The organism is Streptomyces sp. NBC_00250, assembly GCF_036192275.1.
Lineage (GTDB): Bacteria > Actinomycetota > Actinomycetes > Streptomycetales > Streptomycetaceae > Streptomyces.
Genome location: NZ_CP108088.1, coordinates 5173108 through 5188653, shown reverse-complemented (window position 1 = coordinate 5188653; position 15546 = coordinate 5173108). Strand labels below are relative to the sequence as shown.

The 15546-nt window shown below is 73.3% G+C and carries 14 protein-coding genes; 3 read left to right on the top strand and 11 right to left on the bottom strand.

Annotated features, from left to right (window positions below; translation table 11 throughout):
• The first annotated feature begins 74 nt into the window (after positions 1-74).
• The gene (locus OG259_RS23590) at positions 75-671 is read left to right on the top strand and encodes a cysteine hydrolase family protein (protein ID WP_328944069.1); all 597 of its coding nucleotides are present in this window, start codon (positions 75-77) and stop codon (positions 669-671) included.
• 95 nt (positions 672-766) lie between these two features.
• On the opposite strand, the gene proC is transcribed toward OG259_RS23590, so the two are convergent.
• From proC to OG259_RS23560, 6 genes are all read right to left on the bottom strand, one after another.
• Positions 767-1576 carry a pyrroline-5-carboxylate reductase gene (gene proC / locus OG259_RS23585; RefSeq protein WP_189836075.1) on the bottom strand — a complete coding sequence of 270 codons (810 nt, stop codon included), beginning with the start codon at positions 1574-1576 and terminating at the stop codon, positions 767-769.
• Positions 1577-1660: 84 nt separating this feature from the next.
• Entirely contained in the window at positions 1661-2398 is a 738-nt protein-coding gene (locus tag OG259_RS23580) for an ABC transporter permease (protein ID WP_328944068.1), read from the bottom strand.
• Positions 2395-3297: an ABC transporter ATP-binding protein gene (locus OG259_RS23575; RefSeq protein ID WP_328944067.1), complete on the bottom strand. Its 903-nt coding sequence runs from the start codon at positions 3295-3297 to the stop codon at positions 2395-2397. Before OG259_RS23575 ends, OG259_RS23580 begins: the two co-directional genes overlap by 4 nt.
• A 57-nt stretch (positions 3298-3354) precedes the next feature.
• Positions 3355-4458: an NAD(P)/FAD-dependent oxidoreductase gene (locus tag OG259_RS23570; protein WP_328944066.1), complete on the bottom strand. Its 1104-nt coding sequence runs from the start codon at positions 4456-4458 to the stop codon at positions 3355-3357.
• 235 nt (positions 4459-4693) lie between these two features.
• Positions 4694-5221, bottom strand: coding sequence for a hypothetical protein (locus OG259_RS23565; RefSeq protein ID WP_328944065.1), 528 nt, complete (start codon positions 5219-5221; stop codon positions 4694-4696).
• 35 nt (positions 5222-5256) lie between these two features.
• Positions 5257-5553 carry an SH3 domain-containing protein gene (locus OG259_RS23560; RefSeq protein ID WP_328944064.1) on the bottom strand — a complete coding sequence of 99 codons (297 nt, stop codon included), beginning with the start codon at positions 5551-5553 and terminating at the stop codon, positions 5257-5259.
• A gap of 158 nt (positions 5554-5711) precedes the next feature.
• Between OG259_RS23560 and OG259_RS23555 the strand changes: the two genes are divergently transcribed.
• Entirely contained in the window at positions 5712-7895 is a 2184-nt protein-coding gene (locus tag OG259_RS23555; RefSeq protein ID WP_328944063.1) for a serine/threonine-protein kinase, read from the top strand.
• A gap of 74 nt (positions 7896-7969) precedes the next feature.
• Here the strand turns inward: OG259_RS23555 and ilvD are convergent, their stop codons facing one another.
• The 4 genes from ilvD to OG259_RS23535 all read right to left on the bottom strand — a co-directional run bounded on the left by ilvD (position 7970) and on the right by OG259_RS23535 (position 12676).
• The gene (gene ilvD, locus OG259_RS23550; RefSeq protein ID WP_328944062.1) at positions 7970-9823 is read right to left on the bottom strand and encodes a dihydroxy-acid dehydratase; all 1854 of its coding nucleotides are present in this window, start codon (positions 9821-9823) and stop codon (positions 7970-7972) included.
• 124 nt (positions 9824-9947) lie between these two features.
• The gene (locus tag OG259_RS23545) at positions 9948-10559 is read right to left on the bottom strand and encodes a TetR/AcrR family transcriptional regulator (RefSeq protein ID WP_328944061.1); all 612 of its coding nucleotides are present in this window, start codon (positions 10557-10559) and stop codon (positions 9948-9950) included.
• Positions 10556-11392: a sugar phosphate isomerase/epimerase family protein gene (locus OG259_RS23540; protein WP_328944060.1), complete on the bottom strand. Its 837-nt coding sequence runs from the start codon at positions 11390-11392 to the stop codon at positions 10556-10558. Before OG259_RS23540 ends, OG259_RS23545 begins: the two co-directional genes overlap by 4 nt.
• A gap of 351 nt (positions 11393-11743) precedes the next feature.
• On the bottom strand, positions 11744-12676 hold the full coding sequence (locus OG259_RS23535; RefSeq protein ID WP_328944059.1) for a Ppx/GppA phosphatase family protein: 933 nt from the start codon (positions 12674-12676) through the stop codon (positions 11744-11746).
• A gap of 137 nt (positions 12677-12813) precedes the next feature.
• On the opposite strand from OG259_RS23535, the gene OG259_RS23530 reads away from it, so the two are divergent.
• Positions 12814-13569: a hypothetical protein gene (locus OG259_RS23530; RefSeq protein ID WP_328947158.1), complete on the top strand. Its 756-nt coding sequence runs from the start codon at positions 12814-12816 to the stop codon at positions 13567-13569.
• Positions 13570-13591: 22 nt separating this feature from the next.
• Here the strand turns inward: OG259_RS23530 and OG259_RS23525 are convergent, their stop codons facing one another.
• A complete protein-coding gene (locus OG259_RS23525) occupies positions 13592-15400 on the bottom strand; it encodes a BACON domain-containing protein (protein ID WP_328944058.1) in 1809 nt (602 codons plus the stop codon).
• Between the last annotated feature and the right edge of the window lie 146 nt (positions 15401-15546).

Sequence of the window (15546 nt, the reverse complement as noted above, 5' to 3'; positions counted from 1 at the left end):
GGTGGCAGTAAACCATCGATCGCTGTCATTCGACCCTCTGGGAGAGGGTCGAGGCCGGCGGCAGGATCGTGGGCATGGAGATCGCAGAGAACGCAGCGCTGGTTGTCATCGACGTGCAGAAGGGCTTCGAGGAGGAGTTCTGGGGGAAGCGGAACAACCCGGCCGCCGAGGAGAACATCGCGGCTCTGATCGACCTGTGGCAGGAGACGGGGCGGCCGGTCGTCTTCGTGCGGCACGACTCGGTGGAGGGCTCGCGGTCGCCGCTGCGGACGGGGTACGAGGGGAACGACTTCAAGGACTTCGTCGAGGAGCGGCGCGGGAAGGGCAGCGGTCCTGAGCTGCTGGTGACGAAGAGCGTGAACTCGGCCTTCTACGGGGAGCCGTCGCTGGACGCGTGGCTGGCCGGGCAGGAGATCGCTCAGTTCGTGATCGTCGGGATCCAGACGAACATGTGCAACGAGACGACGGCCCGGATGGGCGGGAACCTCGGGTACGAGGTGGTGTTCCCGCTGGACGCGATGCACACCTTCGACCTGGAGGGGCCGTTCGGTTGGTCGCGGACCGCGGATGAGCTGGCACAGGCGACGGCCGTGTCCCTGCACGGGGGGCGCTTCGCGAAGGTCGTGACGACGGAGGAGGTCGTGAAGGGGGCGTCCGTCGGGGTCCGGTGACCCCGGCAGGAGGCGGAACGCAGGAGGCGGATCGCGGGAGGCGGGCCTTCGGGGCGCGGGGGCGCCAGGAGTTCCTGGCGCCGGGCGTCCGGGGGTCAGCTGTTGCCGGAGGCGAGTTCGCGGCTGCGGTCGCGGGCGGCTTCGAGGGCGGCGATGAGGGCGGCGCGGACGCCGTGGTTCTCCAGCTCGCGGATGGCGCTGATGGTGGTGCCGGCCGGGGAGGTGACGGCCTCGCGGAGCTTGACCGGGTGTTCGCCGCTGTCGCGGAGCATCACGGCGGCGCCGATGGCGGCCTGGACGATCAGGTCGTGGGCCTGGGCGCGGGGCAGGCCGAGGAGGATGCCGGCGTCGGTCATGGCCTCGACGAGGAAGTAGAAGTACGCCGGGCCGGAGCCGGAGAGGGCGGTGGCGGCGTCCTGCTGGGACTCGGGGACGCGGAGGGTCTTGCCGACGCCGCCGAAGATCTCTTCGGTGTGGGCGAGGTGCGCGGGGGTGGCGTGGCTGCCGGCCGAGATGACGGACATGCCTTCGTCGACCAGGACGGGGGTGTTGGGCATGACGCGGACGACGGGGGTGCCGGTGGTGAGGCGTTCCTCGATGAAGGAGGTGGGGATGCCGGCGGCGGCGCTGATGACCAGGCGGTCGGCGGCGACGTGCGGGGCGAGTTCGTCGAGGAGGCGGCCCATGTCCTGGGGCTTGACGGCCAGGATGAGGGTGTCGGCGCGCTTGGCGGCCTCGGCGTTGGTGACGGTCTCGACGCCGTAGCGGGTGCGGAGCTCCTCGGCGCGTTCGGCGCGGCGGGCGGTGACCAGGAGGTTTGCGGGGCGCCAGCCGGCGCGGATCATGCCGCTGAGGAGCGCTTCACCGATCTTGCCGGTGCCGAGGACTGCGACGGTCTGGGTCATGGCTCTGTTCACCTCGCCGGAGGGGGTATGTGTCGTCATCCTCGCACCGGCGGGGCGGGTGGTGTGCGGGTGTCCGAGGGGCGGTCACGCGGTGCGGCGGCGGAGGGTGGCCGCGCCGAGGCCGAGGACGAGGAGTGCGCAGCCTGCGACGACGAGGGCGTCGCGGACGAAGTCGCCGGTGACCTCGGGGTGTCGGAGGACCTGGTTCATGCCGTCGACGGCGTACGACATGGGCAGGACGTCGGAGATCGCTTCGAGGGCGGGGGCCATCCGGTCGCGCGGGGTGAAGAGTCCGCAGAGCAGCAGCTGGGGGAAGATCACGGCCGGCATGAACTGGACGGCCTGGAACTCGGAGGCGGCGAAGGCGGAGACGAAGAGGCCGAGGGCGGTGCCGAGGAGGGCGTCGAGGAGGGCGACCAGGAGCAGGAGCCAGGGGGAGCCGATGACGTCGAGGCCGAGGAACCAGACGGCGAGGCCGGTGGCCAGGACGGACTGGACGACGGCCAGGAGTCCGAAGGCGAGGGCGTAGCCGGCGATGAGGTCGGCCTTGCCGAGGGGCATGGCGAGGAGGCGTTCGAGGGTGCCGGAGGTGCGTTCGCGGAGGGTCGCGATGGAGGTCACCAGGAACATGGTGATGAGCGGGAAGATGCCGAGCAGCGAGGCACCGATGTTGTCGAAGGTGCCCGGGCTTCCGTCGAAGACGTACCGCAGCAGCAGGAGCATCACGCAGGGCACGAGGAGCATCAGGGCGATCGAGCGCGGGTCGTGGCGCAGCTGACGCAGGACGCGGGCGGCGGTGGCGAGGGTGCGGGCGGGGCTCATGAGCGGGGCTCCTCGTGGGCGGCTCGGGCGGCGGCTGCGTCGACGAGGCGGAGGAAGGCCTCTTCGACGGTGGCGGTGTCGTTGCGGCGGCGGAGGGCCTCGGGGGTGTCGTCGGCGAGGATCTCGCCCTCGCGCATGAGGAGGAGGCGGTGGCAGCGTTCGGCCTCGTCCATCACGTGGGAGGAGACGAGGAGTGTCGTGCCCCGGTCGGCGGCGATCTGGTGGAAGAGGTTCCACAGGTCGCGGCGGAGGACCGGGTCGAGGCCGACGGTGGGTTCGTCGAGGACGAGGAGTTCCGGGGTGCCGAGGAGGGCGACGGCGAGTGAGACCCGGCTGCGCTGGCCGCCGGAGAGCCGGCCCGCGAGGGAGTCGGCGTGCGAGGCGAGGTCGACGTCGTCGATGGCCCGGCCGACGGTGGCGCGGCGTTCCTGGCGGTGGGTGCGGCCGGGCAGCAGGACGGCGGCGAAGTAGTCGAGGTTCTGGCGGACGGTGAGGTCGTCGTAGACCGAGGGGGCCTGGGTGACGTAGCCGATGCGGGAGCGGAGGGTGGGGTCGCCGGCGGGGCGACCGAGGACCTGGAGGGTGCCGTCGACCTTGGCCTGGGTGCCGACGATCGCGCGCATCAGGGTGGTCTTGCCGCAGCCGGAGGGGCCGAGGAGGCCGGTGATGCGGCCGGCTTGGACCGTGAAGTCGAGGTCGCGCAGGACGGTGCGGTAGCCGCGGACGGTCGTGAGGCCGTGCGCGGCGATCGCGGTGTCGGACGCGTCGGCTGTGTCGGATCGGCCGGCTGTCTCGGATCGGCCGGCTGTCTCGGCCGTGGCCGTCTTGTCGGTGGCGGCCCTGTCCGTGGGCTTGGGCGTGGCCTGGTCGGCGGCCTCACCCGCCGGGTAATTCATCATGTGATGAATAGTCCTCCCGGCGGTATCGGCCGTCAAGCACCCGGCGGCGACGGGCGTTCAGTGGCGGTGGGCCGACCGGCGGATGAACCAGGTCGCACCGCGTACCACCAGCTCCTTGAACGCGGCCGCCGGGCGGCCCGTGAGGAGGCGGTCGCGGGGTGAGTCGTCCGGGCGGACGAACTGGATGAGCCCGTCGCGGCGGCCGAGGCTGACGCACTGGAAGTGGTAGGCGAACCCGAGGGGCTCGGGTTCCTCGCCGCGCAGTTCGCGGGCGATCGACCGGGCCGTGTGGATGCCCGTGGGCAGCGCGGTGGCGCAGGCCATCCGCAGCTCGCCGCCCGCCTCCGCGGTGGCGGCGGCGCCCGCGTCGCCGGGGACGTAGATCTCCGGGTGGGAGACCGAGCGCAGTGAGGAGTCGACGGCGACCCGGCCCGAGGGGGCGAGGGTGAGGCCGGCGGAGGCGGCGAGCTCGGCGTTCGGGAGAAGGGAGGCGGCCCAGACGACCACGTCCGCGTCGACCTCGTCCGGGGTCGCGATCCTGCGGCCCTCCTCGACGCGCACACCCCTGGCCTGGAGGACCCGGTGGACGTGCGCCGCGCCGCGCGGGGAGAGACCGGCGCCCACCGGGCCACCGGAGAGGAGTCGTACCGACGTGCCGAGCGGGCGGTAGGTCTCGGCGAGTTCGGTGGCCATCTCGATGCCGGTGAGACCGCCGCCGACGACGGCGACCGTGCCGGGGCGGTCCCTCAGGTGCTTGTGCAGCGCGTCGGCCGACTCCGCCGTGTAGGCACGGGGGTCGCCCGTCGTGGCGGGCAGGGCGGTGCGGCTGCCGAGGGCGTAGACCAGCCGGTCGTACGGAAGACGGCGCCCGTCGTCCGTGGTGACGAGGCGGGCCTCCGGGTCGAGGGCGGTGGCGCGGGCCGGGACGTGCTCGATGCCGGTGCGGTGGAGGAAGTGGGCGAGGGGGTGGGTCACGTCGGGGCGGCCGGCCGCGCGCTCGTGGAGCCGTACGCGCTCGGTGAAGTGGTCGGCCGGGTCGATCAGGGTGACCTGGGCGTGCGGGCCGAGGCGGAGGGCGGTCATGAGCCCCGCGTATCCCGCGCCGAGGACGAGGACGCGGTGGGTGGGGTGGCCGGGGCGCTGCTGCGGTGTCGTCGTCATGCAAGGGGGACGAGACAGCCCCCGCGAGATGTGACATCGCGGGGGCTTTTTTCGCTGCGGGCCGGCTGCGTGCCCCGGAACGTTGCTCTCCCGGGCCCGCTGCTCACTGAGGCCCGTTGCCCGCTCGGGCCCATCGCTCAGGCCCGTTGCCCGCTCAGGCCCCTTGCCCGCTCAGGCCCCTTGCCCGCTCAGACCCCTTGCTCGCTGAGGCCTGTTGCTCGTTCGGGTCGGCCGGTTACTTGCGCTTGGGCTTCTTGCGGGCGGCCGGGTTGCCCGTACGGGTGCCACGTCGCTTCTCGTACTGGGCGAGGGCCGTGTCGTGCTCGGCGCGGCGGAGGTTCTCGCCGGGCGCCTCGACGAAGCAGCGGGCGCAGTAGGCGAGGAGCGAGCCGATGAAGCCGATCGCCTTGAGGCTTCGCAGGGACTCCTCGCGAGCCGGGTCGGCCGGCCTGCGGACGAAGCCCTCCCAGGTCTTGCGGAAGGCGATGGCGCTGCAGACGGCGAACATGAGGACGACCAGCATGTTGACGATGCCGCCGACGTCCGCGATCTCCAGGCCCTCGTACGCGAAGCGCAGCACGAAGCAGGCCGCGACGGCGGCGGCGAGCGAGCCGGCGGCGAGGCCTACGCGGCGCAGCGTGTAGGCGCCGCTGTGGTCGACCCAGGTCGTGCCGAAGAAACGGATCTCCTCGGGCTGCGGCCCGGCAGGAGTGCCGCCGGTCGGGCCGCCGGTGGTGCTGGGGGTCTGCTCGTCGTCGCTCACGATGTCGATTATCCCCGGGGCGGCGGAGGAGGTCCTCAGGCGCAGCGCGGTGCGACGAAGCCGTCGCTGCCCGTACGGACGTACGCGTCGGAGATGTACTCGCCCGGCGCTATGTTGTCCCAGATCCTCGTGGTGCCGTACGGGCCGCTGATCCACTCGCCGTTCTTCTGGCAGGAGATCGCGACGGTGGCGCCGAGCGGCAGTGCCCGGACGATCGGGTACTGGGTGCTCGGGCCCGAGCGCACGTTGACCCGGTAGCCGGGCGCGACCGTGTAGCGCGTGGCGGCGTTCGCCGCCGCCGTCGTCGTTGTCTTGTTCTCGTCCGTACCCATGGTGTTCTCCCCCTTGGCGCAAAAGCGCTCCGCCGAGTTTCACTCTCCGCGACGCGCAGGCTAGCAAGCCCCACCGACATCGTGGGGGCCATGGACTAGGCTCCGTCGGGTCGCGCAGGTGCGCGCGAGGTCGACGGGCAACCACACGGGGGTGGGCGATGCCGCCGTTGCGAGGTACCGGTGCCGACCGGGAAGCAGAGGGACCCGAGTACGCGGGCGACTACCGTCTCCAGGCATGTCTGGGCGCCGGCGGCATGGGCGTCGTGCACCTCGCCGCCTCCGCCTCCGGGCTGCGGCTCGCGGTCAAGGTCGTGCACGCACGGTACGCGGAAGACCCCGAGTTCAGGGCACGTTTCCGCCAGGAGGTCGCGGCCGCCCGTCGGGTCAGCGGGGCCTTCACCGCGCCGGTCGTCGACGCCGACCCCGATGCCGTACGCCCCTGGATGGCCACCCTCTACGTCCCCGGGCCCACACTCGCCGACCAGGTGAGGCGGAACGGTCCGCTGGCCCCGGCCGAGCTCCGCCGGCTCACCGCCGGACTCGCCGAGGCGCTGCGCGACATCCACCGCGCCGGGGTCGTCCACCGCGACCTCAAGCCCAGCAACGTCCTGCTGACCGACACCGGCCCCAAGGTCATCGACTTCGGCATCTCCCGGCCCGTCGACAGCGATCTGCACACCGAGACCGGCAAGCTCATCGGCTCGCCGCCGTTCATGGCACCCGAGCAGTTCCAGCGGCCGCGCGAGGTCGGGCCCGCCGCGGACGTCTTCGCGCTCGGCTCGGTGCTGGTGCACGCGGCGACCGGGCACGGCCCGTTCGACTCCGACAGCCCGTACATCGTGGCGTACCAGGTCGTCCACGACGAGCCCGATCTGACGGGTGTGCCGGCGGAGCTGGCGCCGCTCGTCGCGCGCTGCCTCGCCAAGGAACCCGCGGAGCGGCCCACCCCGGCCCAGATCATGTCGGCGCTGCTGCCGCCCTCGTACGCGGCGGAGGCGTTCATACCGGCGCAGCGGCGACGGCCCGCCCTGCCCCACGGCGAGGAACGCGCGTACGGCGAGCCCGGCCCCGCGCCCGCGTGGGACGCGGACACGCCGGTACGGGCCACCCCGCCGGCCCCGCCCCGCCCGGCTCCGCGCCTCCGCCGGGTGCGCCTCAGGCCGCGTCCGACGCTCGCCGTCGCCGCCGCGCTCGCCCTCGCGGGGGCCGGTCTGTACGCGGCCATGAGCCCCCCGGCGCTCGGCGAGGTCGACCCACCGACCCGCCCGGACGAGGTGGCCACCGCCTTCGCCGGCTGGCACACCACGCTCCAGAAGCACGGCCCGACCGCGGCGCCCGCGTGCACGCACGGCGGGGGCGGGCTGTACTGCGCGGCCCGGGGCGTGGGGCTCGCCCGGCTCGACCCCGTCACCGGGGCGGTCCTCTGGTCGCGTACCGCGCCCGTCAAGGCCGAGTCCCCGGTGGCGCCCTTCCTCCTCGCCGACGGCCTGGTCGGGGCCGCCGCTCCGGCGGACCCGGTCCGGTCGTACGCGGCCGGCGACGGCGCTCCCGGCTGGACCGCCGGGGCGAAGCTCCCCGAGCTGTACGTGCCGGCCGGCTCCGCCGTCGTCCTGTCCGACGGGCAGGGCGGGCTCCGGGCGGTCGACAGCCGCAGTGGGAAGGAACTCTGGCGGCACGGCCTGCCCGGTTTCGGGGTGCCGCGCCCGGGGCCGTACGACGCCCCGTCCGGTCTCGTCGCCGTGTCCGAGACCTCGGTGGACGGGACGCACACGCGCGTGGGCGAGATCCGTCCCCGGACCGGCGAGGAGGTCTGGCAGCGGAACCTGAAGGGCGACCTCGACCCGCTGGGCCGCACCGGCGACGGCGCGCTGCTGTTCGCCTCCCGCTACCAGGCCTCGCTGATCGACTCGCTGGTGCTGCTGGACCCCGACAGCGGCTCCGAGCGCCGGCTGTCCCTGCCCCACCGGATCGAGATCCGGGGCGTCGCCGTGCGTGGCGAGGTCGTCCACATCCTCGACGCGAACGGGCACCTCACCGCCTTCGACACCGCGGCGCCCAAGGGGCGGGTGCTGTGGGAGCTGGAGACGGGCGCGGGGAACGTGTCAGCGCCGGTCGTCGGCCCCGGCGACCGGCTCTACTTCTCCGTCCAGGACGGACGGCTGCTCGCCGTGGACACCGTCCGCGGGGCCCTGATCGGCCAGACCCGGCCGCGGCTGCTCAACGGCCGCCTCGAGTACGCGCCCCTGGTGCCCGCGCCGCTGGTCGCCGGGGACCGGGTCTTCGGGACGGCCCCCGACGGATCGGTCTTCGCGGTGGACGCGCGCGACCCCGCGTCCTGGTGAACGACACCTGACGAGAACGGCTGGGAGCGGGCGTCACCGCCCGCTCCCAGCCGTCTCGGGTCGTACCGCGGGGCTCAGCCCAGCTTCGACACGTCGCGGACCGCGCCCTTGTCCGCGCTCGTCGCCATCGCCGCGTACGCGCGCAGGGCCGCCGACACCTTGCGCTGCCGGTTCTTCGGCTCGTACACGCCGTTCAGCGCCTCGCGGCGGGCGGCGAGGGTCTCCTCGTCGACGAGGAGCTCGATCGAGCGGTTCGGGATGTCGATGCGGATCCGGTCGCCGTCCTCGACGAGGGCGATCGTGCCGCCCGAGGCCGCCTCCGGCGACGCGTGGCCGATGGACAGGCCGGACGTACCGCCGGAGAAGCGTCCGTCGGTGACCAGCGCGCAGGTCTTGCCCAGGCCCCGGCCCTTGAGAAAGGAGGTCGGGTAGAGCATCTCCTGCATGCCGGGGCCGCCGCGCGGGCCCTCGTAGCGGATGACGACCACGTCGCCGTCCGTGACCTGCTTGTTCAGGATCTTCTCGACGGCCTCGTCCTGCGACTCGCAGACCACGGCCGGGCCCTCGAAGGTCCAGATCGACTCGTCGACGCCGGCGGTCTTCACGACGCAGCCGTCGGCGGCGAGGTTGCCGTGCAGAACGGCGAGGCCGCCGTCCTTCGAGTACGCGTGGGCCGCGTCGCGGATGCAGCCGCCTGCGGCGTCCACGTCGAGCGTCTCCCAGCGCTCGGACTGCGAGAAGGCGGTCGCCGAGCGGACGCAGCCGGGGGCCGCGTGCCACATCTCGACGGACTCGTCGGTCGGGGAGCCGCCGCGCACGTCCCAGGCGTCCAGCCACTCCTTGATGGAGCGGGAGTGGACGGAGTGGACGTCCTCGTTGAGGAGGCCGGCGCGGTAGAGCTCGCCGAGGATGGCCGGGATGCCGCCCGCCCGGTGCACGTCCTCCATGTAGTACGTACGGTCCTTGGCGACGTTCGGGGCGACCTTGGCCAGGCAGGGCACGCGGCGCGAGACCTCGTCCATGTCCGGCAGGCCGTAGTCGAGCTCGGCCTCCTGGGCGGCGGCGAGCAGGTGCAGGATCGTGTTGGTCGAGCCGCCCATGGCGATGTCGAGGGCCATGGCGTTCTCGAAGGCGGCGCGGGTCGCGATCGAGCGCGGCAGGACGGAGGCGTCGTCCTCGTCGTAGTAGCGCCGGGTGATCTCGACGACCGTGCGGGCGGCGTTCTCGTACAGCGCCTTGCGGCCGGTGTGGGTGGCGAGCAGCGAGCCGTTGCCCGGGAGGGAGAGGCCGATGGCCTCGGTCAGGCAGTTCATCGAGTTGGCGGTGAACATGCCGGAACAGGAGCCACAGGTCGGGCAGGCGTTCTCCTCGATGCGGGCGATGTCCTCGTCCGAGATCTTCGGGTTCACGGCGTCGGAGATCGCGTCGACCAGGTCGAGGGTGCGGACCGTGCCGTCGACGAGGGTCGCGCGGCCGGACTCCATCGGGCCGCCGGAGACGAAGACCGTCGGGATGTTGAGGCGCAGGGCGGCCATCAGCATGCCCGGGGTGATCTTGTCGCAGTTGGAGATGCAGATCAGGGCGTCGGCGCAGTGCGCCTCGACCATGTACTCGACGCTGTCCGCGATCAGGTCGCGGGAGGGCAGCGAGTAGAGCATGCCGCCGTGGCCCATGGCGATGCCGTCGTCGACGGCGATCGTGTTGAACTCGCGCGGGATGGCCCCGGCGGCCGTGATGGCCTCGGAGACGATCCGGCCGACGGGCTGCAGGTGGGTGTGGCCCGGGACGAACTCCGTGAAGGAGTTGGCGACCGCGATGATCGGCTTCCGGCCGATGTCCGCGCCGGGTACACCGGAGGCGCGCATAAGGGCGCGTGCGCCCGCCATGTTGCGGCCGTGGGTGACTGTGCGGGACCTCAGCTCGGGCATCGTCGCTCGCTCCTCGTGATGGGTGTGCTTGCAATCGAGCGTACGCCGGTGCTCCAAGATCTGGACAGGGTGTCCGCATGGCGGACCGGCTGTTCAGCTTTCGGGCAGCCCCGCCCGGCGGTCCTCAGGCCTCGGTCAGATAGCGCTGGAGGGTCGGGGCGACCATCTCCACGATCTTCTCCGGGTCCGCGGAGGCCATCGGTTCGACCTGGATCACGTACCGCAGGATCGCGATCCCGATCATGTGGGAGGCCGCCAGCTCCGCCCGGAACTTCGGGTCCGGTACGTCGAGTTCGTCCGCGATCCGCTCCAGGAGCCGCCGCAGCACGAAGGTCCGGAGCACCTTGGCCGCCGCCTCGTGGGTCAGCGCGGAACGGACGATGGCGAGGAGCGGGGCGCGGCTGACCGGGTTCTCCCAGACGCCGATGAAGAAACGGGCGAGCCGTTCCCCGATGGTCTCGCGCGGGCCGCCGACGATCGCCGGGACGACCGCCGCGGGTTCGAAGGAGACCTCGATCGCCGCCGCGAAGACCTCGTCCTTCGTACCGAAGTAGTGGTGGACCAGGGCCGCGTCGACGCCGGCCGCCTTGGCGATGCCGCGTACCGAGGTCTTGTCGTAGCCCCGCTCCGCGAACTGGGCGCGGGCCGCCTCCAGGATGCGCTCGCGCGCGCCCGGTCCGCTCTCCTCCTCGGTACGGGACGGGCGGCCGCGCCTGCGGGGGGCCGGTTCGGTCACGGTCGCGGCACCCTGGACGGACGGGAGGCCGCGGAGGCGAGGTGGAGCCGGGTGAACGCCAGGGCCTCCGCGAGATCGGCCTCGCGTTCGGCGGCTGACATCGCGCGGCGGGTGTTGACCTCGATGACGACATGGCCGTCGAAGCCGGTGAGCGCGAGGCGCTCCAGGAGCTCGGCGCAGGGCTGCGTGCCGCGCCCCGGGACCAGGTGCTCGTCCTTGGCGGAGCCCTTGCCGTCGGCGAGGTGGACATGGCCGAGCCGGTCGCCCATGCGGTCGATCATCGCGAGGGCGTCGGTGCGGGCGGTCGCCGTGTGCGAGAGGTCGACGGTGAAGTGCCGGTAGTCGTCCTTGGTGACGTCCCACTCCGGGGCGTACGCGAGCATCTCGCGGTCCTTGTACCGCCACGGGTACATGTTCTCGACGGCGAACCGCACGTCGGTCTCGTCCGCCATCCGCCAGATGCCGGTGACGAAGTCCTTGGCGTACTGGCGCTGCCAGCGGAACGGCGGGTGCACGACGACCGTCGACGCGCCGAGCCGCTCGGCCGCCGACCGGGCGCGCTGGAGCTTGACCCACGGGTCGGTGGACCAGACGCGCTGGGTGATGAGGAGGCAGGGGGCGTGCACGGCCAGGATCGGGACCTGGTGGTAGTCGGAGAGCCGGCGCAGTGCCTCGACGTCCTGGCTGACCGGGTCGGTCCACACCATGACCTCGACACCGTCGTAACCGAGGCGCGCGGCGATCTCGAAGGCCGTCGCCGTCGACTCCGGATAGACCGAGGCCGTCGACAGGGCGACCTTCGCATCCGGGATGCGCACCACTGGTTCTGCCACGGGGACAGGGTACGGGGCTGGCCGGGGGGTCGTGGCGTGGTTCAGGTCACGGGTGGTTCGGGTCACGCGGGGGCGGGTACGCGCGCGTGCCGCCCTGCCCGGCACGGTCCGCTGCCCGTGGAACGGGGGCGGGGCGCCCGCGTTCCACCCCTGCCCGGCATGGTCTGCTTCGCGCGGAGCGGGGGCGCGTTCTACGTGGGGCGGGGACGCTTTTCACGTGGGGCGGAGGCGCGTTTCACAGGGCGGCGGGGACGCATTCCACGGGTGCAGGGACGCGCGGCCCGCCGGGCCGCTCCACGCGCGCGCCCGGCGTCCCCGCGGGCGGACGGCGTCCCCGCGGGCGGACGGCTCCTACGCCTCCGGCAGGTGGTCCAGGCGCCGCAGGATGACGCCCTCGCGCAGGGCCCAGGGGCAGATCTCCAGCTCCTCCACCCCGAGCAGGTCCATCGCGCCCTCCGCGACCAGCGCGCCCGCGAGGAGCTGTCCGGCGCGACCCTCCGACACCCCCGGCAGGGCGGCCCGCTCGGACGTGGTCATCCCGGTGAGGCGCGGGACCCACTCCTCCAGGGACTTGCGGGTCAGGATCCGCTCGACGTAGAGGCCCTCCCCCGAGCCGGGCGCGCCGGCGATCCTCGCCAGCTGCTTGAAGGTCTTGGAGGTGGCCACGACATGGTCGGGGCGGCCGAAGCGGCTGAACTCGCCGACCGTCCGGGCGATCTGCGCGCGCACATGGCGGCGGAGCGCCTTCACGTCGGCGCCGTCGGCCGGGTCGCCCGGCAGCCAGCCGGCGGTCAGCCGACCCGCGCCGAGCGGCAGGGAGACCGCCGTGTCGGGGTCCTCGTCGATGCCGTACGCGACTTCGAGGGAGCCGCCCCCGATGTCGAGGAGGAGGAGCTTGCCCGCGGACCAGCCGAACCAGCGGCGGGCGGCGAGGAAGGTGAGCCGGGCCTCCTCCTCGCCGGTGAGGACCTGGAGGTCGACCCCGGTCTCGTCCTTCACGCGCGCGAGGACGGCGTCCGCGTTGCTGGCCTCGCGGACCGCGGAGGTCGCGAACGGCAGCACCTCCTCGCAGCCCTTGTCCTCGGCGGCGAGCAGCGCGTCCCGGACGGTCGCGATGAGCCGCTCGACGCCGTGCGGCGCGATGGCGCCCCGCTCGTCGAGGAGTTCGGCGAGCCTGAGCTCCGCCTTGTGGGAATGGGCGGGCAGCGGCCGGGCGCCGGGGTGGGCGTCCACCACCAGGAAGTGCACCGTGTTCGAACCGACGTCGAGGACTCCGAGTCTCATGGACGGAACGCTACTGCGCCCATCCGCATACGCTTGGACTTGTGCCAAAGACGAAGAAGGCGAAGCCGGGCAAAGTGAGCGCCAAGGACAACGTCAAAGACAGCGCGGTGAAGAACGGGAAGAAGCGGGCCAAGAACGTGGAGCCGGACGAGAAGGGCCTCGACTTCGCGCGCGCGTGGGTCGAGTTTCCCGACCCGGCCGACGAGGAGCAGGTCTTCCGCTGCGACCTGACCTGGCTCACCTCCCGCTGGACGTGCGTCTTCGGCAGTGGCTGCCAGGGCATCCAGGCGGGCCGGGCCGACGACGGTTGCTGCACGCTGGGCGCGCACTTCTCCGACGAGGACGACGAGAAGCGGGTCGCGTCGCACGTGGCGCGCCTCACCCCGGAGCTGTGGCAGTTCCACGACGTCGGTACGGACTCGGGCTGGACGCAGCTCGACGAGGACGGCGACCGGCAGACCCGCCGCTGGGAAGGCTCCTGCATCTTCCAGAACCGTCCCGGGTTCGCGGGCGGCGCGGGCTGCTCGCTGCACATCCTGGCCCTCAAGGAGGGCAAGGAGCCGCTGGAGACCAAGCCGGACGTCTGCTGGCAGCTGCCGGTGCGGCGCACGTACGACTGGATCGAGCGGCCCGACGACACCAAGGTCCTCCAGGTGTCGATCGGTGAGTACGACCGCCGGGGCTGGGGTCCGGGCGGCCACGACCTGCACTGGTGGTGCACGTCGGCCACGTCGGCGCACGGGGCCGGGGAGCCGGTCTACGTCACGTACCGGCCCGAGCTCACCGAGATGATGGGCAAGGAGGGGTACGAGGTCCTGGCCGGGCTGTGCGAGGCGCGGCTCTCCTCGCAGCTGCCGCTGGTGGCCCCGCACCCGGCCGACCCGAAGCGCTAGCCCCCCCCTTTTTCGGCTCGGCTCAGGAAGACGACGGCGGCGGTTCCTCCGTGGCCGGCGGAGGCGTGGTCGGCTCCGTCGGGCCCGGGTCCGTCGTCGTCGGGGGCGGTTCCTCCGTCGTCGGCGGAGGGGTCGTCGGCTCCGTGGTCGGCGGACTCGTCGGCGGCGTGGTCGGTTCCGTCGTGGTCGGGGGCGGTTCCTCCGTGGTCGGCGGAGGGGTCGTCGGCTCCGTGGTCGGCGGACTCGTCGGCGGCGTCGTGGGCTCGGTCGTCGTCGGGGGCGGCGTGATCGGGTCGACGACGGGCGGCGGGGACGTTTCTCCGCGTCCGTCGATCCTGACCACCGCGCCCGAGGGGTTCACCCCGATCCGGGCGCTCCAGGCACCCTGCGGCTCGCGGCCGTGGTCGACGCGGACCGTGACGGTGACCGTCTCTCCGGGGCGGAGCGTGCCGGAGGCGCGGGTCACGTACAGCCAGGGCGCGTCCGTCCACAGCGACCAGTCGACCGGGGACCCGCCGGAGGCGGTGAGCGTGAGCAGGGTCAGGTCGCCGTGGCCGCGCGCGGCCACCGTGATCCAGCCGGCGGCGGACTCGCCCGGCGCGGTGGGGTCCGTGGGGCCGGTGGGGCCACCGGGGCTGAGTACCTCGACGGAGACGTCGGGAGCGCGGCTGCCCCGGGTGAAGCGGGGCTCGGGGGTGGTACGCGCGTTGCCCGCGTTCTCGTACCGGTCGTACGGGCGTCCGTCGGGGCCGTCCGGTTCGTCGGCCTCGCGCGCGCTGATCCGGGACCCGTCGCGGGCGCTCGTGTCGGCGACCGGGGTGCCCCGGTAGGAGGTCCACAGGGCGAGGACGGGCGCGGCGACCACGGCCGCGACGACGGTGGTCGTCACCGCGCGGGCCCGCAACCGGTCGCGGCGGGCCACATGGTCCTTGGGGTCCATGGGGAAGCCGGTCGGCGAGAAGCGCGGGGCACCGGCACGCGCGCGGGGGACGTGCAGCATCGCCATGTACGCGGCGGCCCGGGGCGCCTCGACGAGCGGCAGGATGGCCTGCGGCAGGGATCCGGCGCCGGGCCAGGGGCCGGCGGCGCCGACGCGCTCGGCGGCCTTCCGACATCGGGGGCAGTCGTCGACGTGCCGGACGAGTTCGGCGCGCAGGGCGGCCGAGAAGAGCACCTGATGGTCGCCGGTGAACCGGGCGACGGTGGGGCAGCTGCCGGTCTCGACGACGGCGAGGGCCGCGCGGGTGCGCTCGACCTCGCAGCCCGCGGTGGCGAGGAGCTCGCGGGCGGCGAGCGGGTCGAGGGAGAGCACGGCGGCGACCTGACGGTGACTGAGGCCGTGCCGTACGGCCAGCTCCAGGGCCTCGCGCTGTTCGGGTGTGGTGCCGGCGGCCTCGGGCCAGGCGAGCCGGGCGAGTTCGGCACGGCGCCGCTCGGCGGTCTCCTCGGGGACCCGGGGCGGCTCGGGCGCGGTGACGGCGGGCCGCCCCGTGTGGGCGCCCTGGCGCCGTCCGCGCTGCTCGCCGAGGCTGCGCAGACAGGCCCAGCGGGCGAGGGCGTACAGCCAGGCCGTCCGGCCGTCCTCGTCGGAGGGACAGCGGCCGTGGTGGCGCTCGGCGACGGCGAGGACGTCGCCGAGGACGGCGGTGGCCGTGTCGTGATCGCAGAGCACGGAGAGGCAGTACGTGAAGAGCCCGTCGAGGGCGGCCTCGTAACGGGCGGGGGGCCTCCGGCCGAGCGCGCGCGGTCCCTGGTCCGGGGCGTCCGCGGCGCGGTGCGCCCGGTGTGCGCCGGTGGTGCGTGCGGGGGATTCCAGCCTGCTGCTCGTCACCGGTCGACCGTAGGCAGCGTGGGGGTCACTTTTCGTACCGGTTGCGTACTTCTCATTCTTACGGGTGAAGGTATCGCTCGAAAGGGGACAGGAACTCGGCATTCCGGGGGCGGCGGGCGACCCGGCGCCCGCTGTCAGTGGTGGCC